Consider the following 25521-nt stretch of genomic DNA (forward strand, 5'->3'; position numbering starts at 1 on the left):
GGCGGCACCGTCCCGTCCCCGTCGCGAGGAGCCCCGGTGAGCCAGCCCGACGCCGTGTCCGACAGCCGGCCCGAGACCGCTCCCGACCCCGATCCGGCGCACCCGTTCGCGCGGCTGGCCGACTTCGTCGCGATCCCGCGGGTGAGCGGTCTCGCGCTGGCCCCCGACGGCCGGCTCGCCGTCTCGGTGCAGACCCTCGACGCCGACCGGAAGAAGTGGGTCTCGGCGCTGTGGGACGTCGACCCGGAGGGGCAGCGCCCGCCGCGCCGCCTGACCCGCAGCGCGCCCGGCGAGTCCGCGCCGGCCTTCGCCCCCGACGGCACGCTGCTGTTCGTCTCCGCCCGCCCCGACCCGGGCGCCGGCAAGGACGGCGACGACCCGAAGGCCGCGCTGTGGGCACTGCCGCCCGGCGGCGGCGAGGCGCGGCCGGTGGTCACCCGCCCCGGCGGCGTGGGCGGGTTCGCCGTGGCCGCCGACAGCGGCGACGTGGTCGTCGCCGCCCCGGCCATGCCCGGCGCCGCCGACGCCGCCGAGGAGGAGCAGCGCCGGAAGGCCCGCAGTGACGCCGGGGTGTCGGCGGTCCTGCACGAGGCCTATCCGGTCCGCCACTGGGACGCCGACCTCGGACCCGCGGCGCCGCACCTGTTCTGGGCCGGCGCCCTGCCCGCCGAGGACCCCGCCGGGGAGCGGCCCGAGCCGGTGCAGCTGCGCGACCTGACGCCCGACGCCGTCCCGCCCACCGGCGCCGGGGAGTCGGCCGTCCTCTCTCCCGACGGCCGGCTGCTGCTGCGCGAGGAGTCCGTCCCCGACGGCCCGGCCGGCCGCCGCGAGCGGCTCGTCCTGGTCGAGACGGCGACCGGCGAGAGCCGGGTGCTGGTCGACGACCCGCTCGCCGAGCTGCACTCCGCCGCCTTCTCCCCCGACGGCACCGCGGTGGTGTGCGTGCGCGAGACGCTCACCACCTACGCCGAGCCCCCGGACTACACCCTCCTGCTGGTCGACGTGGCCTCCGCCGAGACGCGCGAGCTCACCGCCGGGTTCGACCGCTGGCCCAGCGCCCCGCAGTTCAGCGCCGAGGGCGACGCCGTGTACTTCCTGGCCGACGAGGACGGCCGGCACGCGCTGTTCCGCGTGGAGCTCTCCGGCGGCGACCCGGTCCGGCTGACCACCGACGGCGCCTACAGCGACCTGCAGGTGGCCCGCGACGGCAGCGCCCTGTTCGCCCTGCGCTCGGCCTACGACGAGCCACCGGCGCCGGTGCGCCTGGACCCGCGCGCGACCGGCCAGAACCCCGCCCCGCTGCCGTCCCCGGGCGCCCTCGGGCCGCTGCCGGGCACGCTGCACGAGGTGCGCGCGACCGCCGCCGACGGCGCGGAGGTGCAGTCCTGGCTGGTCCTCCCCGAGGGCACCTCCGCCGACGCGCCGGCGCCGCTGCTGCTGTGGATCCACGGCGGGCCGCTGATGAGCTGGAACTCCTGGTCGTGGCGCTGGTGCCCGTGGGTGCTGGCGGCCCGCGGCTACGCCGTCCTGCTGCCCAACCCGGCGCTGTCGCAGGGCTTCGGCCAGGACTTCGTCCGCCGGGGCTGGGGCGAGTGGGGCGGCGCGCCCTACACCGACCTCATGACCGCCGTCGACGCCGCGCTCGAGCGGCCCGACGTCGACGCGGAGCGCACCGCGGCGATGGGCGGCTCGTTCGGCGGCTACATGGCCAACTGGGTGGCCACCCAGACCGACCGCTTCCGGGCGATCGTCACGCACGCGAGCCTGTGGGACCTCGACTCGTTCGTGGGCACCACCGACGCCGCCTACTACTGGGAGAAGGAGTGGGGCGACCCGCTGGCCACCCCCAAGCGCTACGAGCAGAACTCCCCGCACCGGTTCGCCGACGCCATCCGCACGCCGATGCTGGTGATCCACGGCGACAAGGACTACCGCGTGCCGATCGGCGAGGCGCTGCGGCTCTGGTACGACCTGCAGAAGCGCGGCGTCCCCTCGAGGTTCCTGTACTTCCCGGACGAGAACCACTGGGTGCTCACCCCCGGCAACGCGACGGTCTGGTACGAGACGGTGATCGCGTTCCTCGCCGAGCACGTCCTCGGGGAGGAGTGGCAGCGGCCCGAACTGGTCTGAAGCTCATCCGGCGGCGTCCTGCTCGAGCGTGCGGCCGATGAGCGCGCGCAGCGCCGACGGCGGGAGGCAGGCGGCCAGGCCGTCGGCCAGCAGCCGCGGCAGGGTGGCGCCGGGGTCGGCAGCCAGCGCACGGTCCAGCGCCACGTTGGCCATCGCGCCGTCGCCGCGCAGCCAGGCGCTGACCGCGAGCAGGGTGGCCGGCGGACCGTCCAGGGGCACCGGCGCGCGGCGGGTGCACTCGGTCCAGAGCACCTCGGCGGCCGCGGCGTCCTCGCCCAGCGCCAGGGCGAGCGCGCGGTCGCGCACCTCGATCAGGGTCAGCCCCCACAGCACCCGGGCCACCCGGGCGTCGGCCAGCCGGGTGGCCGCGGTGGCCGGACCCGGCCGGCAGTCGGCCACGGCCGCGGCGATCGCGGCCCCGGCCTCCGCGGCGACCGCGGCGGGCCCGAGCGACCGGAGGCGGGCGGCGTGCTCCCGTCCGGCGGACACGCAGGCGGCCGCCATCGCCGCCGCGCCCGGGCCGTCGCCGGACGGCGTGATCCGCGCGACCAGCGCGTCCCGGCCGGGGGCGAGCACCGCCCCGCCGGCCACGGCCGCGGCGGCCAGCGGGCTGGCCCCGCCGGGCAGCGGCGTCCCCGCGCCGGGCTCGCAGCACGGGTACGGGCAGTCGTAGTCCCACCAGCGGCCCGACCGCACGAGCAGCGCCTCGCGCACCGGCACGTCCCGGGCGTCGAGCGCGAGCACGACCTCGTGCACGAGGTCCCGGTGCGGCAGCTCGGGCGCCGGCGGGAACGGGCCGACGCCGGGCAGCACCGCGAGGCCCGCCGCGTCGGGGGCCATGACGTCAGGTGCATCGGAGACGACGGCCAGCAGGACGGCCTCGGGCTCGTCGGTGGCCACCTTGGCGGCGAGCGTGTGCGCCAGCGACCGCGCCGCGGCGGGCGGGGGCAGGTCGGCACGCACCGTGAGGCCGACGCGGCTGCCGCCGGTTCCGCGGAGGCTGACCAGCACGACGGACTCGGCCGGGTGGAAACCGAGCAGGAGCGGCAGGGCGGCGGCGACCTCGCCGGTGTCGCCGAGCCGGATGACGGGGATCGGGGAGTCGTCCACCCGGCCGACCCTGGGGCCGGACGAGGTTCCATCACGGCGTCCGCGGCCACCTGTGGACCCGGCGGCTCCTGTGGATGCTCCGGACGGGACTGTCGCTAGTCGAGGACGTCGGCCTGGGTGTCGTAGGCCTGCTCGAGCAGGTCGGCGAACGCCGTCGGGTCCAGCTGCCCGCCGGAGGCGTCGGTGCGGAGCAGGACCACCACCCGCTCACCGTCCTGCACGACCCCGATGAGCGCCGGCACGGTCACCTGCTGGCCGTCGGGGCCGGTCACCGTCGTCGTGAAGGTCAGACCGGCCGAGCCGTCGCCGAGGTCGGGGACGCCGATCTCCTCCAGGCTGACGGTCGCGGTGCCGATCTGCGGGGAGCTGACCTGCACCTCCGAGCAGCCGTCGAGCCGGTCGCCGAAGCCGTCGAGCGCGTCCTCGGCGGGGCCGCCGGAGGCCAGTGCCTGCACCGTGGTCGTCGTCCCGGCGACGGCGACCTGCGCGGCGACGTCGTCGTACTCGTCGAACGACGGCTGGGTGCCCTGCACGGCCGCCTGGCACTCCGGCGGCGTGACCTGCAGGTCGGCGGCGGAACCGCCGGCGACCGCCGCCCCCTGCGCGAGCTGCGCCTCGGTCACCGGGGTCACCTGCGCGCCGGCCCCGAACGCCTCCGCGGGCAGCAGGCCGGGCGTCAGGTCCGTCCCCGACGACGGCGACCGAGAGGCCGAGGACGACGACTCGGACGACGACTCGGACGACGAGGACGCCGGCGAGGCCGTGCCCTCGACGTCGTCGCCACCGCAGGCGGCGAGCAGCGGGACGGCGAGCAGGCCCGCGGCGACGGCGAGGACGGGGCGACGGCGGATGATCACGCCCGGACGCTAGCCAGGGCGGGACGAGGGCGCAGGCCGGCCGCCCGATCGGGTCAGAGCTCGTACTGGACGGCACTCCGGGCGGCCAGGAACGGGCGGACGTGCTCGGCGATGACCTCGAGGTGCACCGGGTCGGTGGCGTAGCGGCGGAAGGTCTCGGCGTCGGGGAAGTCGGCGACCAGGACGGTGTGCGCGTTGCCCTCGACCAGGCCCGCGTCGGGCGCGACGGTGAACGCCAGCGAGCCGGGCACCTGCTCGGGCAGCCGCCGCAGCGCCGCGACGGTCTGCGCGCGGCGGGCGTCGTCGGCGGCGTCGGACCAGGTGAAGTGCACGACGTGTCGGATCACGCCCGCCACCCTGTCAGGCGGGCGGACCGGGCGGGGTCGGTAGGGTCCGGCGCATGGGACGACGGCTGCGGATCGCACTGCTGTCGTACCGGAGCAAGCCGCACGGCGGCGGGCAGGGCGTGTACGTGCGGGCGCTGTCGCGGGAGCTGACCGCGCTCGGCCACTCCGTCGAGGTGTTCAGCGGCCAGCCCTATCCCGAGCTCGACGACGGCGTCCCGCTCACCCGGGTGCCCAGCCTCGACCTCTACCGCGAGCCCGATCCGTTCCGCACGCCGCGGCCCTCGGAGTTCCGCGACTGGATCGACGTCGCCGAGTGGGCCGCGATGTGCACCGCCGGCTTCCCCGAACCGCTCACCTTCACGCTGCGCGCCGCCCGCCTGCTGCTCCCCCGCGCGGCCGAGTTCGACGTCGTGCACGACAACCAGTCCCTCGGCTACGGGCTGCTGCGGCTGCTGCGCGCCGGCGTCCCGACCGTGGCCACCGTGCACCACCCGGTCGCCATCGACCGGCAGCTGGAGATCGCCGCGGCACCCACGCTGCGCCGCCGGCTGACCCTGCACCGCTGGTACGGCTTCACCGCCATGCAGGCCCGGGTCGCCCCCCGCCTCGACGCCGTCACCACCGTGTCGGAGAACTCCCGGCGCGACATCGAGACGCACCTGCGCGTCCCCGCCTCCGGCGTCGAGGTCATCCCGGTGGGCATCGACCCCGGCGTCTTCACGCCGCCGCCGGCCGGACAGCCGCGCGACGCCGACTCGATCGTCGTCACCACCAGCGCCGACGTCCCGCTCAAGGGCCTGGTGCACCTGCTGGAGGCGGTCGCCAAGCTGCGCACCGAGCGGCCGGTGCGGCTCACGGTCGTCGGCACCGCGCGGCCCGGTGGGCCGGCGGAGTCGGCGCTGGACCGCCTCGGCCTGCGCGACGCCGTCCGCTTCACCGGCCCGCTGCCCGAGGCCGACCTGGTGCGGCTGCTGCAGACGGCGACCGTGGCGGCCATCCCGTCGCTGTACGAGGGCTTCTCGCTGCCCGCGGTCGAGGCGATGGCCTGCGGGACGCCGCTGGTGACCACCGACGCCGGCGCGCTGCCCGAGGTGGTCGGCACCCAGGCCGGCCTGCGGGTGCGGGCCGGTGACGTCGACGAGCTGACCGCGGCGCTCAAGCTGGTGCTCGAGAAGCCCTCGCTGCAGGAGCAGCTGGGCCGGGCCGGGCGCCGCCGGGTGCTGGCCTCCTACACGTGGCGCTCGACGGCCGAGCGCACGGCCGCCTGGTACGCCGAGGTGCTGGAACGGAAGGGCGCTGCGTGCTGACCGTCGACTACGACCTGCTCGACCTGCGCCCCGGCATGACCGTGCTGGACCTCGGCTGCGGCGAGGGCCGGCACGCCTTCGAGGCCTACCGCCGCGGCGCGCACGTGGTCGCCGTCGACTGGGGCGTGTCCGAGGTGGAGACGACGAAGCGGTGGCTGGGCGCGATCGCCGAGGCCGGCGAGGCCCCGGCCGGTGCCCGCTTCGAGGTGCTGCGCGGCGACCTGCGGCACCTGCCCTTCCCCGACGCCAGCGTCGACCGGGTCATCGCCTCCGAGGTGCTCGAGCACATCCCCGACGACGTTCCCGCGATGGCCGAGATCGCGCGGGTGCTCAAGCCCGGCGGGAAGGCCGTCGTCACGGTGCCGCGGTACGGCCCCGAGCGGATCTGCTGGGCGCTGTCGGACGCCTACCACGCCAACGAGGGCGGGCACATCCGCATCTACCGCGGCGACGTACTGCGCACCCGGTTGTCGGTCGCCGGCCTGGTGCCCGGGCGGCAGCACCACGCCCACGCGCTGCACGCGCCGTTCTGGTGGCTCAAGTGCGCCGTCGGGGTGGACCGCGACACCGCCGTCGTCCGCGCCTACCACCGGCTGCTGGTCTGGGACCTGACGAAGCGGCCGCTGCTCACGCGGGCGGCCGAGAGGGTGCTGGACCCGCTGTTCGGCAAGAGCCTCGTCGTCTACGCGGACAAGCCGGCCGTCCCGCAGGCGGCGGCCGCCCCGGAGCGGGAGAAGACCGCTGCCGCGCGCTGAGCTGCCCGAGCTGCCCGGCGTCCTCGACGGGGCGGCCGTGCGGCGGACGGTCGCGGCCATCGCCGCCGAGCAGGGCGCCGACGGGTCGCTGCCGTGGTTCCGCGGCGGGCAGCTCGACCCGTGGGACTCGATCGAGGCGGCCATGGCCCTCGACGTCGGCGGGGAGCACGGGCGGGCGGCGGCGGCCTACCGCTGGCTGGCCGCCCGGCAGCGCGCCGACGGCTCCTGGGCCGCCGAGTACCGCGACGGCGCCGAGACCCAGCCGGCCGTCGAGAGCAACCACGCCGGCTACCTCGCCGTCGGCGCGTGGCACACCTGGCTGGCCAGCGGGGACGAGCGGCTGGTCACCGAGCTGTGGCCGGCGGTGCGCCGCGGCCTGGACCTCGTCGTGGACATGCAGCTGGACTCGGGTGCGGTCAGCTGGGCGCTGCGGCCCGACGGGACGCCGGACGACACCGCGCTGCTCACCGGCAACGCCAGCCTGTTCCAGGCGCTTCGCTGCGGCATCGCGCTGGCCGGGCTGGCCGGGCAGACGCAGCCGGACTGGGAGCTGGCCGTCACCGGCCTCGGGACGGCGCTGCGGAGCGATCCCGACGCCTTCGCCGACCGGTCGCGCTGGTCGATGGACTGGTACTACCCGGTGCTCGCCGGTGCGGTCACCGGTGACGCCGCCCGCGCCCGCCTCGGCGCCGACTGGGACCGCTTCGTCGTCCCCGGGCTCGGGGCGCGGTGCGTCGCCGACCGCCCCTGGGTGACCGGCGCGGAGACCTGCGAGCTGGCGCTGGCGCTCGTCGTGGCGGGGCAGCGCGACGCCGCGGTGGAGCAGGTGGCGGCGATGCAGCACCTGCGCCACGACGACGGCTCGTACTGGACGGGGTTCGTCTATCCCGACGACGCCCGCTGGCCGGTGGAGCGGACCACCTGGACGGCGGCCGCGGTCGTGCTCGCCGCCGACGCCCTCTCCGGCGCGACGCCGGCCTCCGGGCTGTTCGCCGACCCCTCGGCGCTGCCCGCACCCGGGACCGCCGACACCGGTTCGCTGCCGCCGATCACGGGCAGGGTCCAGGGGTGACCAGCACCACCGCCCAGCCCACGACCTCCCGACCACCCACCGCCGACGGCGTCACCGTCGTGGTGATGAGCCGCGACCGGCGCCAGGACCTGCTGGCCACGCTGCCCCGGCACGAGGCGCCCGTCGTGCTGGTGGACAACGGCTCGACCGACGGCACCGTCGAGGCCGTCCGGGCCGCGCTGCCGCAGGTGACGGTCCTGCCGCTCGCGGAGAACGTCGGCGCCCGCGCCCGCACGATCGGCGCCGGGCACGCCGGCACCGAGTTCGTCGCGTTCGCCGACGACGACTCCTGGTGGGCGCCCGGTGACCTCGCCCGCGCGGCGGCGGTCATGCGCGCCCACCCGCGCCTGGCGGTGCTCAACGCGCGCGTGCTCGTCGGCCCCGAGGAGCGGCTCGACCCGCTGTGCGCGGAGCTGGCCACCAGCCCGCTCGGCACGCCGCCGCACCTGCCCGGCCCGCGGCTGCTCGGCTTCATCGGCTGCGCGGCGATGGTGCGCACCGAGGCGTTCCTCGCCGTCGGCGGGTTCGACCCGGTGGTGCGCTTCCCCGGCGAGGAGGAGCGGCTGTCCCTCGACCTCGCCGCCACCGGGTGGGACATCGCCTACGTCGACTCGGTGACCGTGCACCACCACCCCTCCCCTCGCCGGCACGACCCCGCGACCCGGCGCACGGCGATCTGGCGGTCGCGGTTGCTCACCGCGGTCATGCGGCTGCCCGCGGGCGACGTCGTCCGCACGGTCACCGCGGCGCTGCGGGCGGGCGGGGCGGAGCGCCGCGGGCTGTGGGGGGCACTGCCGGACCTGCCCGCCGCGCTGCGCCTCCGGCGGCGGCTGCCCGCGCACGTGCTGGCCGACCTGCGGCTGCTCGCCGGGGACGCCCGGTGACCGCGACCGAGGCCACCCCGCAGGCGACCGGGACGGGGCCGGACCCGCGGGTCGCCGTCGTCGTCATCACCCACCAGCGGCGCGACGAGGTGCTGGTGGCGCTCGCCCGGCTGCTGGAGCTGCCCGAGCGGCCGCACGTGGTGGTGGTCGACAACGGGTCCACCGACGGCACCGCGGAGGCCGTCCGCGAGCGCTTCCCCGCGGCGGAGCTGGTGGCCAGCCCGGAGAACCTGGGCGCGATCGGCCGCAACGTGGGGATCGGCCGGCTGTCGACGCCGTACGTGGCCTTCTGCGACGACGACACGTGGTGGGAGCCGGGGTCGCTGCGCACCGCGGCCGACGTCCTCGACGCGCACCCGCGGCTGGCCGTGGTGACCGCGCGGATCCTCGTCGAACCGGGTGGCCGCGAGGACCCGATCGTGCCGGAGCTGCGCGACTCCCCCGTCCCCGGCGCGGACTGGCTGCCCGGGCCGGCGCTGGGCTCGTTCCTCGCCGGCGCGAGCGTGGTCCGCCGCGAGGCGTTCCTCGAGGTCGGCGGCTTCAGCGAGCGGCTGTGGCTGGGCGGCGAGGAGGAGCTCATGGCCGGCGACCTCGCCGCCGCCGGCTGGGAGCTGTGCTACCTGCCCGCGCTCACCGTGCACCACCAGGCGTCGAAGGCCCGCGACTCGCACCGCCGCCGGCGCGACGGCATCCGCAACACCCTCTGGACGACGTGGCTGCGGCGGCCGCTGCGCCCCGCGCTGCGCCGCACGCTGCACCTGCTGACCACGCTGCCGCGCGACCGGGTCACCGCGCAGGGGCTGTGGGCCGCCGTCCGCGGGATCCCGTGGGTGGTGCGCGAGCGGCGGGTGCTCCCCGCCTCCGCCGAGGCGCGATTCGCCGCGCTCGACGCCGTTCAGCGCCGCTCCACAGCCCGCCGCTACGTCAGCTGAGGGCGCGCCCGTTGTCGACCTGGTGCGGTCTCGGCGTCGTCGAGACGATGCCAGGTCGACATCCGGCGCGCTCGCTCCCTGGAGGAGCGGCGGAAATGGCCATTTCTGCCGCCCCGCGCCGGGTCAGGTGGCGCAGGAGATGCAAGTGCGGGCGGTCGGGCGGGCGTCGAGGCGCTCGGGGGCGATCGGCCGGCCGCAGGACTCGCAGCGGCCGTAGGTGCCGGCCTCGACGGCGGTGACCGCGGCGTCGACGTCGGCCAGCCGACGGCGCGCCTGCTCGAGCAGCGCGGCCACCTGCTGGCGCTCGAAGGCGATCGTGGCGCCCTCCGGGTCGTGCTCGTCGTCGGCGTTCGAGGCCTGCGACGCGGCGACGATGGCGTCGAACTCGCTGGTCAGCGCCTCGATCTGGGCCTGCGCGGCCGCCCGCTCGGCGCCGAGCCGGTCAGCGTCCACGGCGCAGCAGCCGCAGCGACCCGGTGCCGGGCAGCTCGGTGAAGTCGCCGGAGTCCAGCACCCGCCGGTAGACGCCGAAGGGTGCCTGGCCGCCGTCGGCGGGGTCGGGGAAGACGTCGTGGATGGCCAGCGTGCCGCCGACGGCGAGCTTGGCCACCCACGCGTCCTGGTCGCGGCGGGCGGACTCCTCGGTGTGGCTGCCGTCGAGGAACAGCAGCGCCAGCGGCGTCGACCACAGCGGCGCGAGCACCTCCGAGCGCGTGACGACGGCGACGACGACGTCCTCGGCGCCGGCGTCGGCGATCGTGCGGCGGAACCGCGGCAGGGTGTCGAGCAGCCCGACGGCGGGGTCGACCAGCGACGGGTCGTGGTACTCCCAGCCGGGCTGGTGCTCCTCGGAGCCGCGGTGGTGGTCGACGGTGACCACCCGCCGGCCGGTCTCGCGCGCCGCCGCGGCGAGGTAGAGCGCCGACTTGCCCATCCACGAGCCGATCTCCAGCAGCGGGCCGGGCACGCCGACCGTGCGGGCGGCCTCGTACAGGGCGCGGCCCTCGTCGTCGGGCATGAAGCCGGGGGCGGAGCGGGCGGCGGCCAGCAGTCGAAGGACCCCGTCCCCCTCCCGCCTCGCGAGCTCGGCGCGAGCCTCTGGACGGGGCCGGGAAGTGCTCGTGTTCATCGAGCGAATCTCGCACGCAGGGACGACAGGCTCCGCTCCGGGGCGGCGCCGGCCGCCGTCCCGGCCGCGGTGGCGAAGAACGCGCCGACCGCCGTCGTCACCGGGACCGCGAGCACGAGGGCGATCGCGCCGGCGAGGGTCCGGAGGACCTCCTCGGCCACCACCGCGCTGGTCAGCGTGACGCCGACCGGGCGCGTGTAGACCTCGAAGAGCAGCAGCAGGGGCAGCGCGGCGCCGGCGTAGGCGAAGACGATCGTGTAGACGGTCGAGGCGATGTGGTCGCGGCCCACGGCCATGCCGCGGCGGTAGAGCTCCCGCCATCCCATCGCGGTGTCCACCTCGTGCAGCTGCCAGATCGCCGAGGCCTGGGTGATGGTGACGTCGTTGAGCACGCCGAGGCCGGCGACGACGACCCCGGCGATCACCAGGCCGGAGAAGTCCAGCGTCGGGTCGAAGGTCGCGAGCTGCACGGTCTCCTCGCTGGTCAGCCCGGTCAGCTTCGCGACGTCGACCGCCACGGAGCCGAGCACGGTCACCAGCGCCAGGCCGAACAGGGTGCCCACCAGCGCCGTCGTCGTCCGGGCCGACAGACCGTGCGCCAGGTAGAGGACGACGAACATGATCGCCGACGACCCGACCAGGCTGACCAGCGTCGGCGAGGACCCGGCGAGCAGCGCGGGCAGCACGAACTGCAGCAGGACGAAGAACGCGAACGCCAGGCCGACCAGCGCCGCGAGCCCGCGCAGCCGGGCCACCACCCCGACGACGACGGCGAAGACCACCGCGAGCACGACCATCGGCGTGGTGCGCTCGAAGTCGGAGAACTGGTAGTTCGGGCCGCCCTCGGCGCCGGGGTCGCGGGTGAGCACGATCGTGTCGCCGTCGGCCACGCCGTTGGCCACGACCTCGGCCGACAGGTCCACCTGCTGGTACTCCCCCGCGCCCTCGCCCTCGAGCACCTCGACGACGGCGGTCGCGCAGGTTGCCTGGGCGGTGCCCTCGCCGCCGCACGGCAGCGTCTGCAGCGAGACCACCCGGGCGTCGGCGTAGGTGGTGCCCGCCGGCAGGAAGGTGGCGGCGACCTCCTCCGCGCGGGTGGGCTCGTCGCCGGGCCAGAGCACGACGAGCCCGACGACCGTGGCCAGGCCCACGGGCACCAGCAGCATGAGCATCAGCCAGACCGCGCGGCGTCGCCGGGTCAGCGTCTCCGGGCTCGGCGGGGGCGCGTCGGGGTCGGGCCCGTGGCTGTGGGAGTGGGGCGGCACCCGGCAAGGCTAGGAGCCCGGGCAGGTCCCGTTGACCGGGGCGCGCGGTGCGGCCACGCTGCGCTCCCGGACGGGGACGACACCACGGGACGACACCACGGGACGACAGCACGGGGACGGCGCTGCGGAGGTGCGGCGGTGACGCAGCCGGCGGGGACCTGGGCCAGCGCCCGCGCCTACGAGGAGTACGTGGGCCGGTGGAGCCGCGCGGTGGCCGCCCTCGCCGTCCCCGCGCTCGAGGTGCCCCCGGGGAGCCGCTGGGTCGACGTGGGCTGCGGCACCGGCGTCGTCTCGGGGGCCGTGCTGGAGGAGGCCGCGCCGCGGCTGCTGGTCGGCGTCGACTCCTCGGCGGCCTTCCTGGCCGCGGCGGCCGACCGGGTCCGGGACCCCCGCGCCGCCTTCGTGGCCGGCGACGCGGCGGCGCTGCCCGTCGGGGACGCGACGGCGGACGCGGTGGTCTCCGGCCTGGTGCTGAACTTCCTGCCCGACCCGCGGGCCGCGCTCGCCGAGTGGCGCCGCGTCCTGCGCCCCGGCGGTGCGCTGGGGCTCTACGTGTGGGACTACGCCGAGGGCATGCAGCTCATGCGCGTCCTCTGGGACGCGGCCGCCGAGCTCGACCCGGCGGCCGCCGACCTCGACGAGGGCCGGCGGTCGGTGTGGTGCCGGCCCGGCCCGCTGCGGCGGCTGGCCGAGTCCGCCGGCTTCGAGGCGGTCGACGTCGGCGCCGTCGACGTCCCGACCGTCTTCCGCGACCTCGACGACTTCTGGCAGCCCCTCCTCGGCGGGACCGGCCCGGCGCCGGCCTACGTCACGGGCCTCGCGCCGGACGCGCGCGAGGAGCTGCGCGCGCTGGTGGCCCGGCGGCTGCACCACCGGCCCGACGGCTCGATCCCGCTCGTCGCGCGGGCCTGGCTGGTCCTGGGTCGCGCCTGACGGTCAGGCGCTGCGGCCGTCGGGCCCGTCGGGGCGCCGCGACTGCGCGCCGGACGTCGGGGCGCCGCCGGCGTCGGCCGGGCCGGCCCCCTCCTCCACGACCTCGAAGCGTCGCCAGAGTCCGGTGAGCTGCAGCGGGCGCGCGACGGCGGCCGGCGGGTCGACCAGCGCGACGGTCACCGCCCGCGGCGAGGTCATGCGCTGCAGCTGCACCAGCACGGCCATGCCGGCGGAGTTCATGTAGGACACCCCGCCCAGGTGCAGCTCCACCCGGGACAGCGTGGCGACCGAGAGCATCTGGTCGGTGACGGCGCGGACGAGCGGCCGGCGCGCGGCCTCGGTCAGCTCGCCGCGGACGGTGATCGTGCTGACGTCGCCGTCGAGGGTGGCCACCACCTCGGGCTCGTGGTCGTGCTGCCCGGTGTCGGGGTCGGCCGGTCCACCGGTCTCTCGGTGCTCGTCCATGCCCGGGGACTGCCCGCGTTGCCACCCGTCCATGCGCGAGCCGGAACAACTCCGCACAAGGGATGTTTACACCGGTGCGCGACCGAGGTAATCTCCAGTTGCCACTAGAGGTTCATCCTCGGGCAGCGAACACGCACCGGATCTCCCAGGAGGTTCACCAGCCATGATGCTGACCGCTTACGACCCGTTCGCCGCCACGTCCGCCGCCTTGCGCGCGCTGGACCAGCTCACCGGCCGCACCGGCACCGCCCGCCCGCTGTCGGGCATGCCGATGGACGCCTACCGCGTCGGCGACAAGTTCGTGGCCCACTTCGACCTGCCGGGCGTCGACCCGGGGTCGATCGACCTGTCGGTCGAGGGCACGACGCTCACCGTCACGGCCGAGCGCTCGGTCCCGCAGCTCGAGGGTGTGGAGTGGGCCGTCGCCGAGCGTCCCTACGGCGCCTACACCCGCCAGCTGGTGCTCGGTCGCAGTCTCGACACCGACCGGCTGGAGGCGAGCTACCACGACGGCGTGCTCACCGTGAGCATCCCCGTGGCGGAGAAGGCCCGCGCCCGCAAGATCACCGTGACCCGCGCCGACGTGCCGGCCGCGGTGGAGAGCCGGACCATCGAGGGCGAGTCGTCGTCCGCCCAGGGCGGGAAGAAGGCCGTCGAGAGCTGACCGGCGAGCTGATCGGCGACCGCGCGCGGGGCCGGGCCCGGGTGGCCCGGCCCCGCGCCGCATCTGCATCCCGTCCCGGCGAGGAGGAGGTCCCGTGACGACCGACGGCGCCCACGAGCCGGCCGACGCCGTCCGGCGACTCGACGACCCGGACTTCCCCGCGCTGACCATGAGCCAGGCCGCCGCCCTGCTGGGCGTGCAGGCCGCCTTCCTCCGCAGCCTCGACGGCTCCGGCGTCCTCCAGCCGCACCGCTCCCCCGGCGGCCACCGCCGCTACTCGCGTCACCAGCTGGTGCTCGCCGCCCGCCTGCGCGGCCTGCTCGACGAGGGGCACACGCTCGCCTCCGCCGAGGTGATCCTCGGCCTGCAGGACGAGCTCGCCGACGCCCGCGCCACCACCGCGCGGCTGCGCGACGCCGTCGACCGGCTCCGCGCCGGGCAGGACAGCGACCTCGGCCCTGAGTGACACCCCTGGGGGGTAGGGGTACAGTCAGTTGCGTGACCGATCCCGAGAACGCTCCCGGCCACGTCCACGGCTATCTGCACCGCAAGGACGACCACCTCAAGCGGCTGCGCCGCATCGAGGGTCAGGCCCGCGGGCTGCAGCGCATGGTCGAGGACGAGAAGTACTGCATCGACATCCTCACCCAGGTCTCGGCGATGACGTCCGCCCTGCAGTCGGTCGCGCTGAGCCTGCTCGAGGAGCACCTGTCGCACTGCGTCGCCGAGGCCGTCGCCACCGGCGGCCCGGAGGCCGACGCGAAGGTCCGCGAGGCCTCCGCCGCGATCGCCCGGCTCGTCCGTTCCTGACCCGCACCCGTTCCGGAGGACCCCCATGAGCACCGCCACCTACACCGTCACCGGCATGACCTGCTCGCACTGCGTCACCGCGGTCACCGAGGAGGTCAGCGGCCTGCCCGGCGTCACCGACGTCCGGGTCGACCTGCCCAGCGGCGGCGTGACCGTCACCAGCGACGCCCCCCTCGACGACGACGCCGTGCGCGCCGCCGTCGAGGAGGCCGGCTACGAGGTCGCCGGCCGCTGACGCGGCCGGTTCCGAGGGAGGACGCCGTGCGCACCGCCACCCGGGTCGCCGCCACGCTCGTGGGCGCCGCCGCCGTCCTCGGCGCGGGCTGGGGCGCCGGCGCGCTCGCCGGCCCGGTCGGGGAGCCGCCGGCACCGGCGATGGCCGACCACGCCGACGAGGAGCAGGACCACGGCGACGACGGCGGTCACGAGGCGGCGGCGGTCCCCGACCTGCCCGCGGGGCTCGCCGTCTCCGCCGAGGGGCACACCCTCGACCTCGCCGACGACGCGCTGCCCGCCGGCGCCGCCGTCCCGCTGTCCTTCCGCGTGCTGGGCCCCGACGGCTCCCCGGTGACCGCCTACGACACCGTGCACGAGCAGGACCTGCACCTGGTCGTCGTCCGGCGTGACCTCACCGGCTACCAGCACGTGCACCCGACCCTCGCGCCCGACGGCACCTGGACGACGACGGTGGCGCTGGAGCCCGGCTCGTGGCGGGTGCTGGCCGACAGCACGCCCACCGACCTCGGCTCCGGCCTCGTGCTCGGCGCCGACCTCGCCGTCGGCGGCGCGTGGGAGCCGGTCCCGCCGCCCGCGCCGTCGGCGAGCGCCGAGGTCGACGGCTACACGGTCGCCCTCGACGGCGACCTGGTGGCCGGCGAGGAGTCCGAAGTGGTCGTCACCGTGACCCGCGACGGCGTCCCGGTGACGGACCTGCAGCCCTACCTCGGCGCCCGCGGCCACCTGGTCGCGCTGCGTGCCGGGGACCTCGGCTACCTGCACGTGCACCCGACCGGCGGCTCCGGCGCGGAGGTCCGGTTCGCCGTGCGGGTGCCCGCGGCCGGTGACCACCGCCTGTTCCTCGACTTCCGCCACGGCGACGTCGTCCGCACGGCCGCCTTCTCCCTGACCGCCCGGAGCGCCCCGTGACCACCCCCACGCAGATCGAGCTGTCGATCGGCGGCATGACCTGCGCGTCCTGCGCGGCCCGCATCGAGAAGAAGCTCAACCGGCTCGACGGCGTCACCGCCACGGTCAACTACGCGACCGAGAAGGCGCGCGTGAGCTTCGGCGACGGCGTCGTCCCCGAGGACCTCGTCGCCACCGTGGAGAAGGCCGGCTACACCGCCGCGCTGCCCGCGCCGCCCGCGCAGGACGCCGTCCCCGAGGCCGATCCGGACGCCGGGCTGCGGCACCGGCTGCTGGTCTCCGCCGTGCTCAGCCTGCCGGTGGTCGTGCTCGGCATGGTCCCGGCGCTGCAGTTCGAGTACTGGCAGTGGCTGTCGCTGACCCTGGCCGCGCCGGTCGTCGTCTGGGGCGGTGCGCCGTTCCACCGCGCCGCCTGGACCAACCTGCGCCACGGCGCGGCCACGATGGACACCCTCGTCTCGCTCGGGACCCTGGCCGCGTTCCTGTGGTCGCTGTACGCACTGTTCCTCGGCACGGCCGGGGAGCCGGGCATGACGCACCCCTTCTCGCTGGCGGTCTCCCGCGGCGACGGCAGCGGCGACGTCTATCTCGAGGCCGCCGCCGGCGTGACCACGTTCCTGCTGGCCGGCCGCTACGCCGAGGCGCGCGCCAAGCGGCGGGCCGGGTCGGCGCTGCGGGCGCTGCTGGAGCTCGGCGCCCGCGAGGTGTCGGTGCTGCGCGGCGGCGCCGAGGTGCGCGTGCCGGTGGAGCAGCTGCACGTCGGCGACGTGTTCGTCGTCCGGCCCGGCGAGCGGGTGGCCACCGACGGCGAGGTCGTCGAGGGCTCCTCGGCGGTCGACGCCTCGATGCTCACCGGCGAGTCGGTGCCCGTGGAGGTCGGCCCCGGCGACACCGTCGTCGGCGCGACGGTCAACGCCGGCGGCCGGCTCCTCGTGCGGGCCACCCGGGTGGGCGCGGACACCCAGCTGGCGCAGATGGCGCGGCTGGTCGAGGAGGCGCAGAACGGCAAGGCGCAGGTGCAGCGGCTGGCCGACCGGGTGTCGGGCGTCTTCGTGCCGGTCGTGCTCGCGCTCGCCCTGGCCACGCTCGGCTTCTGGATCGGCACCGGCGCCGGGGTGGCCGGGGCGTTCCCCGCCGCCGTCGCCGTGCTGATCATCGCCTGCCCGTGCGCGCTCGGGCTGGCCACGCCGACCGCGCTCATGGTCGGCACCGGCCGCGGCGCGCAGCTCGGCATCCTCGTGCGCGGCCCGGAGGTGCTGGAGTCCACGCGGCGGGTCGACACCGTCGTGCTCGACAAGACCGGCACGGTCACCAGCGGCCGGATGGGCCTGACCGGGGTCACCGCCGCCGACGGCGAGGACGCCGGCGAGGTGCTGCGCCGCGCGGGCGCGCTCGAGGACGCCTCCGAGCACCCGATCGCCGCGGCCGTGGCCGCCGCCGCCCGCGAGCGCTGCGGGCAGCTGCCCACCGTCACCGGGTTCTCCAGCGAGGCCGGGCTGGGCGTGCGCGGCACCGTCGAGGGCGTGCCGGTCGTGGTCGGCCGGCCGTCGCTGGTGGGCACGCTGCCCCCGGAGCTCGCCGCGGCGGTGGCCGACGCCGACGCCGCCGGGCGCACCGCGGTCGCCGTCGGCTGGGACGGCACGGTGCGCGGCGTGCTCGTCGTCGCCGACACGGTCAAGCCGACGTCCGCCGACGCCGTCCGGCAGCTGCGCGACCTGGGGCTGCGGCCGGTGCTGCTCACCGGCGACTCCGCGGCCACCGCCCGGGCCGTGGCCGCCGAGGTCGGCATCGACGACGTCGTGGCCGAGGTGCTGCCGCAGGACAAGGTCGACGTCGTCCGGCGGCTGCAGACCGAGGGCCGCACCGTCGCGATGGTCGGCGACGGCGTCAACGACGCGGCCGCGCTCGCCCAGGCCGACCTCGGGCTGGCGATGGGCACCGGCACCGACGTCGCCATCCAGGCCAGCGACCTCACCCTCGTGCGCGGCGACCTGCGCGCGGCCGCCGACGCCGTCCGGCTGGCCCGCCGCACGCTCGCGGTCATCAAGGGCAACCTGTTCTGGGCGTTCGCCTACAACGTCGCCGCGCTGCCGCTGGCGATGGCCGGGCTGCTCAACCCGATGATCGCCGGCGCCGCGATGGCGTTCAGCTCCGTCTTCGTCGTCACCAACAGCCTGCGCCTGCGCCGGTTCGCGCCCCTGCCCGGCAACGCGACCTCCGCCGTCCCCGACTGAGCACTTCCGCGGAGATGCACCGCGCACCTCCGCGGAGATGCACCGTCAGAGGGCCGGGGCCAGGAGCAGGACGGTCGGGACCAGCAGGAGCAGCCCGGCGGTGAGCAGGGCGGCGGCCCGGGCGGGCGCGGGCAGCGGCGCGGGCGGGTCGAGCAGCCGGAGGACCCGGACGCCGACCGCGCTGCCGCCCACCGCCAGCGCGCCGTCGGGCACGCCACCGCTAGCTCCCCCGGCGGCGACGACGATCGCCTGCGCCAGCGTGCGCCGCGGGTCGGGCACGGCCAGCGAGGCCAGCGCGCGGTCGTCGGCGCGCATCTCCACCAGCTCGCGCACCGCGGCGTGCGCCCGGCCGGCCGCGGGCAGCACCGGCAGCGCCGCCTCCCACGCCACGAACGGCAGCAGGTAGAGGTGGTGGTGCTCGGCCAGGTGCGCCCGCTCGTGCGCCACGACGGCGGCCAGCTGCCCGTCGTCGAGCTCGGCGACCATGCCCGAGGACAGCACCAGCAGCGGGCGCGCGCCGGGGATGCAGAACGCCACCGGCGCGGGGTGCTCGAGCAGGCGGGCGTCCGGAGCGGCGGCCGAGGGCTGGACGACGAGCTCGAGCAGCTCCCGGTGCCGGCGGCGGGTGCGGGCGGTGCGCACCCACGACAGCGCCAGCACGCCGAGCAGCTCGGCGGCGAGGACGGCGGCCAGCGTCAGCGTGACCCAGTGGTCGCCGCGGACGGGATCGCGGGCCGGGTGCCCGGTGAGCACCGCCCAGCCGGCCTCGGGCAGCGAGTGGCCCCACGGCGCCAGCCCGTGCACCAGCAGCGCGCCGATGATCGACAGACCGCCGGCCAGCCCGATGGCCTGCCAGCAGACCAGCGCGACGAGCGGGTCGCGCCGCGGCCAGCGGGCACGGCCGAGCAGCGCCGGCACCGGCCAGGCGAGCAGCGCCGCGAGGACCGCGAGCGCCGCGGCGGTCGCGGGCAGCACGTCAGCGGGCGCGGGCGTCCGGCGCGCTCCCCTCCAGCAGCTGCCGCAGGAGGCGGGCCTCCTCCGGGTCGACGCCGCCGACGAACCGGGCGAGCACCGCCTGCCGGTCGCCGGCCTGGCCGAGGACCTCGTGCATGAGCTCGGCGGCGTGCTCGGCGCGGCTGGCGCGCGGGCGGAACCGGCGCGGGCGGGCGTCGTCGTGCTCGACGAAGCCCTTGCCCTCCAGCCGGGACAGCACGGTGTGCACGGTGGTCAGCGCGAGGTCGCGGTCGGCCAGGGCGTCGCGCAGCTCGGTGGCGGCCACCGGCCCGTCGGCTCCCCACAGCACGTCCATGACGGTGCGCTCCAGGTCTCCCAGCGACGCCACGGTTCCTCCTGCCGATCGGTTCTACCCAGCGTAGAACGACCACCGCCGGGAGCGCACGGACCCTGTCGCACACGTCACCCCGACCCGTTCTACGAGACGTAGAGGAGTCGTTCTACGAGGCGTAGAAAGGAGTCGTCGGCCGGTCGCGCCGGCAGGTGAGGAGCAGGTGCCGTGGACGTCCTGGACATCGCCCGCTGGCAGTTCGGCATCACGACCGTCTACCACTTCCTGATGGTCCCGCTGACCATCGGCCTGGGGATCCTGGTCGCCGTGATGCACACCCAGTGGGTGCGCACCGGCAAGCCCGAGTACCTGCGGATGACCCGCTTCTGGGGCCGGGTCTACCTGGTCAACTTCGTGCTCGGCGTGGCCACCGGCCTGGTACAGGAGTTCCAGTTCGGCCTGGCGTGGAGCGAGTACTCGCGCTTCGTCGGCGACGTCTTCGGCTCGCTGCTGGCGATGGAGGCGCTGCTCGCCTTCTTCCTGGAGTCGACCTTCCTCGGCCTGTGGATCTTCGGCTGGGGCCGGATCCCGAAGAAGCTGCACCTGGCCGCGCTGTGGGCCGCGGTCATCGGCTCGATCGTCAGCGCGTACTTCATCATCGCGGCCAACTCCTGGATGCAGCACCCGGTCGGCGTCACCGTCGGCGACGACGGCCGCCCGCAGCAGGTCGACTTCCTCGCCGTCCTGACCAACAACACGGCCCTGGCCGCCTTCAGCCACGCGATCGTCGCGGCGCTCATGGTCGCCGGCGCCCTGCTGGTCGGCATCGGCCTCTACCAGCTCCGGAAGCGGAAGCTGGCCGGGCGGCCGGACACCGACGTCGACCACACGGTGTGGCGCCGCTCGGTCCGGCTCGGCGGGTTCGTCTCGCTGGCCGCGTTCGTGCTCGTCGCCGTCACCGGGGACTGGCAGGGCAAGCTCATGTACCAGCAGCAGCCGCTGAAGATGAGCTCGGCCGAGGCGCTCTGCGAGACCGAGGCGCCGGCGCCGTTCTCCATCTTCGCCTGGGGCAAGCTCGGCTCCAACGAGTGCGACGAGGTGCACAGCTACACCGTCCCGGGCCTGCTCTCCTTCCTCGCCCACAGCGACTTCTCGACCGCCGTCCCCGGCGTCAACGAGCTGCAGGAGGAGTACTCCGAGGTCTACGGCGCCACCTACCCCGACGACCCGTCCTTCGGCGACCGCGCCGGCCAGCCGATCGACTACACGCCGGTGCTGGCGGTGACCTACTGGAGCTTCCGGCTCATGATCGGCATGGGCGCGGTCTCGGCCGGGGTCGCGGCCTACGCGCTCTGGTCGACCCGGCGGGGCCGGGTGCCGACGTCGCGGATCGGCGTCTACGGGTCGCTGCTCGCCGTCGGCGCGCCGTTCGTGGCCAACGCGACCGGGTGGGTGTTCACCGAGATGGGCCGCCAGCCCTTCGTCGTCTACCCCAACCCCGACGTCCCGGTCGGCGAGCAGGTGTACTTCTTCACCGCCCAGGCCGTCTCCCCCGGCGTCACCGCCGCCGAGGTGTGGACCTCGCTGATCAGCCTCGGCCTGCTCTACGGCGCGCTGGCGGTGGTGGAGCTGTTCCTGCTCGTCCGGCTGGTCCGCCGCGGCGTCACCACCGGCGACACCTCGCCGACCCCGCCGGCGGTGGGCGGCTCGCGCCGGGACGACGACGAGGACCCGCGTCCCGGCGACGACCGGGCCGACGACGACGTCCTCTCCTTCGCGTACTAGGAGCTCATCCCCATGGACCTGCAGACCCTGTGGTTCGCCGCCGTCGCGGTGCTGTGGACCGGCTTCCTGCTGCTGGAGGGCTTCGACTTCGGCGTCGCGGCGCTGCTGCCGGTGCTCGGCCGGCAGCGGGCCGACCGGCACCTCATGCTCCGCACCATCGGCCCGGTGTGGGACGGCAACGAGGTCTGGCTGATCACCGCCGCCGGCGCGGTGTTCGCCGCCTTCCCCGGCTGGTACGCCACCTGGCTTCCGGCGCTGTACCTGCCCTTCGTGCTGGTGCTGCTCGGCCTGATCGTGCGGGCGGTCGCCTTCGAGTGGCGGCACAGCTCGCACGACCCGCGCTGGGACGCCACCTGGACCCGCGTCATCACCGGCGGCTCGCTGGTGGCGGCGGCCGGCGTCGGCGCGGCGCTGGGCGCGACCACGCTCGGCCTGCCGATCGACGGCGACGGCACCCGGGTCGGGGGCGCGTTCGCCGGCCTGGGCTGGGCCTCGGTGCTCGGCGCGGCCGCGGTGCTCGGCTTCTCGCTGGTGCACGGCGCGCTGTTCCTGGCCCTGAAGACCGACGGCCCGCTGCGGCTGCGGGCGCGGGCGTTCGCGCTGCGCTGGTCGCCGGTGGCCGCGCTGCCGCTGCTGGCGTGGGCCGGCCTGGTGCAGCTGCGCTCGGGCACGGCGGTCACCGCGGTGCTGTGGCTGGTGGCCGCGCTCGCCGTCGTCGTCACCTGGACCCGGGTGCGGCTGGACCGCGAGGGCCAGGCCTTCGCCGGCTGGGCCACCGTGCTGCTCGCCTCGGCGGCCACGCTGTTCGGCTCGGCGTTCCCGGTGGTCGTCCCCTCGACGATCGACCCGGCCTTCGACGTCACGATCGCGCAGGCCTCGGTCAGCGACTACACGCTCACCGTCATGACCTGGGTGGCCGCCGTCGGCCTGCCGGTCGTGCTCGCCTACCAGGCCTGGACCTACTGGGTGTTCCGCCGCCGGCTCACCGCCGAGCCCGAGCACGAGACCCGAGTGGCGGCGTGACGACAGACATGGCCATTTCTGCCGCCCCCGGCCGGGGGCCGCTGGCGCCGCTGGCCGGGGTGCCGGGCGTGCCCGGGGCGCTGGCCCGGGCCGCGGCCGCGGCGCTGGGGTCGACGGCGGGGCTGGTGCTGCTCGCCGCCGGCCTCGCGCACGCCGTCGCGCGGGCGGCGGGCACGGCCGACGGCGAGGTGCTGGCCCCGCTCGCGCTCGCCGCCGCCGGTGCCGGGCTCCGCGCACTCGCCGGCACCCTCGGCGAGCGGGCCGCCGCCCGCGACGCCCGTCGTGCCGAGGACGGGCTGCGCCGCGCCCTGCTCGGCCGGCTCGCCGCCTCCCCCGCCGCCGTCGCCGCGGCGGGCGGCCCGGCACCGGCCGCGGTGCTGGCCACCACCCGCCTGGCCGACCTCGCGCCCGCGCTGGCCACCTACCTGCCGGCGCTGGCGCAGACGCTCGTCGTCCCGCCGGTGCTGCTCGTGGTGCTGGCCGCCACCGACCTGCTGTCGACCGGCCTCGTGGCGGTCACACTGCCGCTGGTGCCGCTCTTCCTGGCGCTGGTCGGCCTCGCCACCCGCGACGGCACCACCGGCGCCGCCCGCGCGCTGGACCGGCTGGCCGCGCACGTCGCCGAGCTGGTCCGCGGCCTGCCCGTGCTGGTCGGCCTCGGCCGCGCCGCCGACCAGGTCGCCGCGCTCGCCGAGCTCGGCGAGGCCACCCGCCGCCGCACGCTGGCCACCCTGCGGCTGGCGTTCCTCTCCGCGCTGGTGCTCGAGCTGATCGCCACGCTGTCCGTGGCGCTGGTCGCGGTCACCGTCGGCCTGCGGCTGGTCCACGGCGAGCTCGACCTCGCCGTCGGGCTCACCGCGCTGCTGCTCGCGCCCGAGGCCTTCGCCCCGCTGCGCGCGCTGGGCACCGCCCACCACGCCGGCGAGGCCGCCACCCTCGCCGCCGCCGAGGCACGCGCCGTGCTCGCCGCGCCGGTGCCCGTCCCCGCCCCGGCCGGGGACGACGACGACCCGCGCGGTGCCGACGTCGCCGTCCGCGGCCTCACCGTGCGCCACCCCGGCCGCACGCTGCCCGCGCTGCCCCCGACCGACCTGGCGCTGCGCCCCGGCGAGTTCGTCGCGCTGCGCGGTGCCAGCGGCTCGGGCAAGTCGACGCTGCTGGCGGCCTTGACCGGCGCGCTCGGCCCGGCCGCCGAGGTCGACGGCACCGTCACCGGCGTGCCCGCCGGCGCGGTCGCGCTCGTGCCGCAGCACCCGCGGACGACGGCGCCCACGGTGGCCGACGAGCTGCGCCGGCACGCCGCGGCCTCGCGCGGGGTGGACGCCGTCGTGGCCGAGGCGTTCGTCGTCGAGGCGCTGCAGCGGGTCGGCGCCGAGGAGCTGGCCGGGCGCGACTGCACCACGCTGTCCCCCGGCGAGCTGCAGCGCGTTGCGGTGGCGCGGGCGCTGGTGCGCGTGCGCCGCGGCGCCCGGCTGCTGCTGCTCGACGAGCCGACCGCCCACCTCGACGGCGTCTCGGCCGCCCGGGTCGCCGCCGTGCTGGCCTCGCTGCGCGGCACGGTCACGGTCCTGCTGGTCACCCACGACCCGGCCCTGGCGGCGCTCGCCGACCGCACGGTCGACCTGACCGCACCCGCCCTTCCCGCACCGACTCCTGCGATCTCGTGGCCATCGGCGGCCGATCGCCCCGAGATCGCAGGTCTCGACGTCCCGGCCGCGCCTCCGGCGACCACCCCCACCGCGACGGCGGTCGGGCTCGGCTGGCCGCGCCGCGCCCTGGTCCGCCCGGTCGCGGCCGGCACCGCGTCGGCCGGCGCGGGCGTCGCGCTCACCGCGGTCAGCGGCTGGCTGATCGTCCGGGCCGCCGAGATGCCGCCGATCCTCACGCTGATGGTCGCCATCGTCGGCGTGCGCGCCTTCGGCCTCGGCCGGGCGGCGCTGCGCTGGGTCGAGCGGCTCGCCGCGCACGACGCCGCCCTGCGCACGGCCGCCGACCTGCGGGTGCGCGTCTGGCGGGCGCTGGCCGCGCAGGGCGTGGCCGCCGACCGGACGCCGGGCGGCGCGCTGGCCCGCGTGGTGGGCGACGTCGGCCTGGTGCAGGACCTCTCGGTGCGCGTGGTGCCGCCCGCCGCGGTCGCGGCCACGGTCCCGGCGCTGACCCTCGCCGCGCTGGCGCTGCTCTCCCCCGCCGCCGCCGGTGCCGCCGCAGCCGTCCTCGCGGTCACCGTGGCGCTCGTGCTGCTCGCGCACCGCCGGGTCGACGCCGGCGCCGCGCGCGCCGAGGGGTCGCTGCGGGTGTCCGCGCTGCGCGACGTCACCACGGCCCTCGACGGCGCCGCCGACCTGCGCGCCCACGGCCTGGCCGCGGCCACCGCCACGGACCTCGCCGACGTCGCCGACCGCCGCTCCGCCGTCGCCACCACCGGTGCACGGGCCGGCGCGCTCGGCACCGGCCTCGTCGTGCTCGGCACCGGCCTGGCCGCCGTGGCCGCCACCGCGGTCGGCGCCGCCACCGGCCTGGGCGGCCCGGAGGTCGCGGTGCTCGGCCTCGCGCCGCTCGCGCTGGCCGAGCCGCTGGGCGGCCTGGTCTCCGCGCTGCAGCGCCGCGGCGCCCTGGCCGACGCCCGCGCCCGCCTCGGCGCCGTCCTCACCGCCCCGGTGCCCGCCGACCCGGCCGACCCGCTCCCCGCCCCGGCGGCCGTCCGCGACCTCGCCGTCACCGACGTGACCGCCGGCTGGCCCGGCGGCCCCGACGTGCTGCGCGGCCTGGACGCGCAGGCGGGCGCCGACGGCGGCTGGCTGGTCGTGCGCGGCCCGTCCGGCGCCGGCAAGTCGACGTTCCTCGCCCTGCTGCTGGCCGCCCTCCGCCCGCGGGCCGGCCGCTACCTGCTCGGCGGCACCGACACCGCCCGGACCACCGGCGAGGCGGTCCGGTCGCGCACCGCGTGGCTGCCGCAGGACGCGCACGTGTTCGCCTCCACCATCCGCGCGAACCTGGCGCTGGCCGCGCCGCGCGGCGAGCTGGCCGGGCCCGACGGCGAGGCGCGGATGACCTCGGCGCTCACCGCCGCCGGGCTCGGCCCGCTGCTGGCCGGGCTGCCCGAGGGCCTGGACACCCCCGTCGGCGCCGGCGGCACCGCGCTGTCCGGCGGTGAGCGGCGGCGGCTGGCCGCGGCCCGCGCGCTCCTGGCCGACCGCGACGTCGTCCTGCTCGACGAGCCGACCGCGCACCTCGACCCGCCGACCGCCGCCGCGCTGGTTCGCGACCTGCGCGCCGCGCTGGCCGGCCGGGTGGTCGTGTGCGTGACCCACGACGACGCCCTCGAGCAGCCCGGCGACACCGTCGTCCGGCTCGGGACGCGGGCCGGGGCGCTGAGCACCACCTGACG

25 protein-coding genes are annotated in these 25521 nt (G+C 76.9%); 16 read left to right on the top strand and 9 right to left on the bottom strand.

Features of this window, described 5'->3' with window-relative positions; genetic code table 11:
• The first annotated feature begins 36 nt into the window (after positions 1-36).
• Positions 37-2130 carry an alpha/beta hydrolase family protein gene (locus FN207_RS15455; protein ID WP_246066091.1) on the top strand — a complete coding sequence of 698 codons (2094 nt, stop codon included), beginning with the start codon at positions 37-39 and terminating at the stop codon, positions 2128-2130.
• A 3-nt stretch (positions 2131-2133) separates the two neighbouring features.
• Here the strand turns inward: FN207_RS15455 and FN207_RS15460 are convergent, their stop codons facing one another.
• The 3 genes from FN207_RS15460 to FN207_RS15470 all read right to left on the bottom strand — a co-directional run bounded on the left by FN207_RS15460 (position 2134) and on the right by FN207_RS15470 (position 4444).
• Positions 2134-3240, bottom strand: coding sequence for a DUF4192 domain-containing protein (locus FN207_RS15460; RefSeq protein WP_142459384.1), 1107 nt, complete (start codon positions 3238-3240; stop codon positions 2134-2136).
• Between the two features lie 95 nt (positions 3241-3335).
• Positions 3336-4097 (bottom strand): hypothetical protein, encoded by a 762-nt coding sequence (locus tag FN207_RS15465; RefSeq protein ID WP_142459385.1) that lies wholly within the window; start codon positions 4095-4097, stop codon positions 3336-3338.
• Between the two features lie 53 nt (positions 4098-4150).
• A complete protein-coding gene (locus FN207_RS15470; RefSeq protein WP_142459386.1) occupies positions 4151-4444 on the bottom strand; it encodes a Dabb family protein in 294 nt (97 codons plus the stop codon).
• Between the two features lie 53 nt (positions 4445-4497).
• Between FN207_RS15470 and FN207_RS15475 the strand changes: the two genes are divergently transcribed.
• Genes FN207_RS15475 through FN207_RS15495 form a run of 5 tightly spaced genes read left to right on the top strand, consistent with a single transcriptional unit; the run spans position 4498 to position 9394 of the window.
• The gene (locus FN207_RS15475) at positions 4498-5751 is read left to right on the top strand and encodes a glycosyltransferase family 4 protein (protein WP_185938360.1); all 1254 of its coding nucleotides are present in this window, start codon (positions 4498-4500) and stop codon (positions 5749-5751) included.
• Complete coding sequence (locus FN207_RS15480) at positions 5745-6506, top strand: class I SAM-dependent methyltransferase (protein ID WP_142459387.1); 762 nt, start codon at positions 5745-5747, stop codon at positions 6504-6506. Before FN207_RS15475 ends, FN207_RS15480 begins: the two co-directional genes overlap by 7 nt.
• Before the next feature lie 37 nt (positions 6507-6543).
• Entirely contained in the window at positions 6544-7578 is a 1035-nt protein-coding gene (locus FN207_RS15485; RefSeq protein ID WP_246066092.1) for a prenyltransferase, read from the top strand.
• Complete coding sequence (locus FN207_RS15490) at positions 7575-8462, top strand: glycosyltransferase family 2 protein (RefSeq protein ID WP_246066093.1); 888 nt, start codon at positions 7575-7577, stop codon at positions 8460-8462. Before FN207_RS15485 ends, FN207_RS15490 begins: the two co-directional genes overlap by 4 nt.
• Complete coding sequence (locus tag FN207_RS15495) at positions 8459-9394, top strand: glycosyltransferase family 2 protein (protein ID WP_142459389.1); 936 nt, start codon at positions 8459-8461, stop codon at positions 9392-9394. Before FN207_RS15490 ends, FN207_RS15495 begins: the two co-directional genes overlap by 4 nt.
• 123 nt (positions 9395-9517) lie before the next feature.
• Here the strand turns inward: FN207_RS15495 and FN207_RS15500 are convergent, their stop codons facing one another.
• From FN207_RS15500 to FN207_RS15510, 3 genes are read right to left on the bottom strand one after another with little or no spacing between them, the layout of a single operon-like run.
• Complete coding sequence (locus FN207_RS15500; RefSeq protein ID WP_142459390.1) at positions 9518-9847, bottom strand: TraR/DksA family transcriptional regulator; 330 nt, start codon at positions 9845-9847, stop codon at positions 9518-9520.
• Positions 9837-10523, bottom strand: coding sequence for a class I SAM-dependent methyltransferase (locus FN207_RS15505; protein ID WP_246066095.1), 687 nt, complete (start codon positions 10521-10523; stop codon positions 9837-9839). Before FN207_RS15505 ends, FN207_RS15500 begins: the two co-directional genes overlap by 11 nt.
• Positions 10520-11788, bottom strand: a complete 1269-nt coding sequence (locus tag FN207_RS15510) for a YibE/F family protein (protein ID WP_142459391.1) — start codon at positions 11786-11788, stop codon at positions 10520-10522. The genes FN207_RS15505 and FN207_RS15510 overlap by 4 nt, the downstream gene beginning before the upstream one ends.
• Positions 11789-11926: 138 nt before the next feature.
• On the opposite strand from FN207_RS15510, the gene FN207_RS15515 reads away from it, so the two are divergent.
• The gene (locus FN207_RS15515; protein WP_221888228.1) at positions 11927-12721 is read left to right on the top strand and encodes a class I SAM-dependent methyltransferase; all 795 of its coding nucleotides are present in this window, start codon (positions 11927-11929) and stop codon (positions 12719-12721) included.
• A 3-nt stretch (positions 12722-12724) separates the two neighbouring features.
• Here the strand turns inward: FN207_RS15515 and FN207_RS15520 are convergent, their stop codons facing one another.
• Positions 12725-13186: an STAS domain-containing protein gene (locus tag FN207_RS15520; protein WP_142459392.1), complete on the bottom strand. Its 462-nt coding sequence runs from the start codon at positions 13184-13186 to the stop codon at positions 12725-12727.
• A gap of 163 nt (positions 13187-13349) precedes the next feature.
• Here FN207_RS15520 and FN207_RS15525 point away from each other — a divergent pair, with 163 nt between their 5' ends.
• The 6 genes from FN207_RS15525 (at position 13350) to FN207_RS15550 (ending at position 18040) form a co-directional block, all read left to right on the top strand.
• Complete coding sequence (locus FN207_RS15525; protein WP_142459393.1) at positions 13350-13850, top strand: Hsp20/alpha crystallin family protein; 501 nt, start codon at positions 13350-13352, stop codon at positions 13848-13850.
• A 94-nt stretch (positions 13851-13944) separates the two neighbouring features.
• A complete protein-coding gene (locus tag FN207_RS15530) occupies positions 13945-14316 on the top strand; it encodes a helix-turn-helix domain-containing protein (protein WP_246066097.1) in 372 nt (123 codons plus the stop codon).
• A gap of 32 nt (positions 14317-14348) precedes the next feature.
• Positions 14349-14660, top strand: coding sequence for a metal-sensitive transcriptional regulator (locus tag FN207_RS15535; protein WP_142459394.1), 312 nt, complete (start codon positions 14349-14351; stop codon positions 14658-14660).
• A gap of 25 nt (positions 14661-14685) precedes the next feature.
• Positions 14686-14895: a heavy-metal-associated domain-containing protein gene (locus FN207_RS15540; protein ID WP_142459395.1), complete on the top strand. Its 210-nt coding sequence runs from the start codon at positions 14686-14688 to the stop codon at positions 14893-14895.
• A 26-nt stretch (positions 14896-14921) separates the two neighbouring features.
• A complete protein-coding gene (locus tag FN207_RS15545; RefSeq protein WP_142459396.1) occupies positions 14922-15806 on the top strand; it encodes a hypothetical protein in 885 nt (294 codons plus the stop codon).
• Positions 15803-18040, top strand: coding sequence for a heavy metal translocating P-type ATPase (locus tag FN207_RS15550; RefSeq protein WP_281282145.1), 2238 nt, complete (start codon positions 15803-15805; stop codon positions 18038-18040). Before FN207_RS15545 ends, FN207_RS15550 begins: the two co-directional genes overlap by 4 nt.
• A 45-nt stretch (positions 18041-18085) precedes the next feature.
• Here FN207_RS15550 and FN207_RS15555 read toward each other — a convergent pair whose 3' ends face one another.
• Positions 18086-19015: a M56 family metallopeptidase gene (locus tag FN207_RS15555; RefSeq protein WP_142459397.1), complete on the bottom strand. Its 930-nt coding sequence runs from the start codon at positions 19013-19015 to the stop codon at positions 18086-18088.
• Between the two features lies 1 nt (position 19016).
• Entirely contained in the window at positions 19017-19382 is a 366-nt protein-coding gene (locus FN207_RS15560; protein WP_142459398.1) for a BlaI/MecI/CopY family transcriptional regulator, read from the bottom strand.
• 171 nt (positions 19383-19553) lie between these two features.
• Here FN207_RS15560 and FN207_RS15565 point away from each other — a divergent pair, with 171 nt between their 5' ends.
• The 3 genes from FN207_RS15565 to cydC are packed head-to-tail and all read left to right on the top strand — an operon-like array spanning position 19554 to position 25519.
• Positions 19554-21110, top strand: a complete 1557-nt coding sequence (locus FN207_RS15565; protein ID WP_142459399.1) for a cytochrome ubiquinol oxidase subunit I — start codon at positions 19554-19556, stop codon at positions 21108-21110.
• Positions 21111-21122: 12 nt separating this feature from the next.
• Complete coding sequence (gene cydB, locus FN207_RS15570) at positions 21123-22133, top strand: cytochrome d ubiquinol oxidase subunit II (protein ID WP_142459400.1); 1011 nt, start codon at positions 21123-21125, stop codon at positions 22131-22133.
• A gap of 8 nt (positions 22134-22141) precedes the next feature.
• On the top strand, positions 22142-25519 hold the full coding sequence (gene cydC, locus FN207_RS15575) for a thiol reductant ABC exporter subunit CydC (RefSeq protein ID WP_142459401.1): 3378 nt from the start codon (positions 22142-22144) through the stop codon (positions 25517-25519).
• Positions 25520-25521 lie beyond the last annotated feature (2 nt).

The sequence above is a fragment of the Geodermatophilus aquaeductus genome (assembly GCF_900182545.1).
GTDB classification, from domain to species: Bacteria; Actinomycetota; Actinomycetes; order Mycobacteriales; family Geodermatophilaceae; genus Geodermatophilus; species Geodermatophilus aquaeductus.

Excerpts from the sequence above, each read along its gene's own strand:
- FN207_RS15505 (WP_246066095.1), bottom strand. The coding sequence starts at position 10,523 with ATGAACACGAGCACTTCCCGGCCCCGTCCAGAGGCTCGCGCCGAGCTC.
- FN207_RS15525 (WP_142459393.1), top strand. The coding sequence starts at position 13,350 with ATGATGCTGACCGCTTACGACCCGTTCGCCGCCACGTCCGCCGCCTTG.
- FN207_RS15520 (WP_142459392.1), bottom strand. The coding sequence starts at position 13,186 with ATGGACGAGCACCGAGAGACCGGTGGACCGGCCGACCCCGACACCGGG.
- cydC (WP_142459401.1), top strand. The coding sequence starts at position 22,142 with ATGGCCATTTCTGCCGCCCCCGGCCGGGGGCCGCTGGCGCCGCTGGCC.
- cydB (WP_142459400.1), top strand. The coding sequence starts at position 21,123 with ATGGACCTGCAGACCCTGTGGTTCGCCGCCGTCGCGGTGCTGTGGACC.
- FN207_RS15475 (WP_185938360.1), top strand. The coding sequence starts at position 4,498 with ATGGGACGACGGCTGCGGATCGCACTGCTGTCGTACCGGAGCAAGCCG.
- FN207_RS15540 (WP_142459395.1), top strand. The coding sequence starts at position 14,686 with ATGAGCACCGCCACCTACACCGTCACCGGCATGACCTGCTCGCACTGC.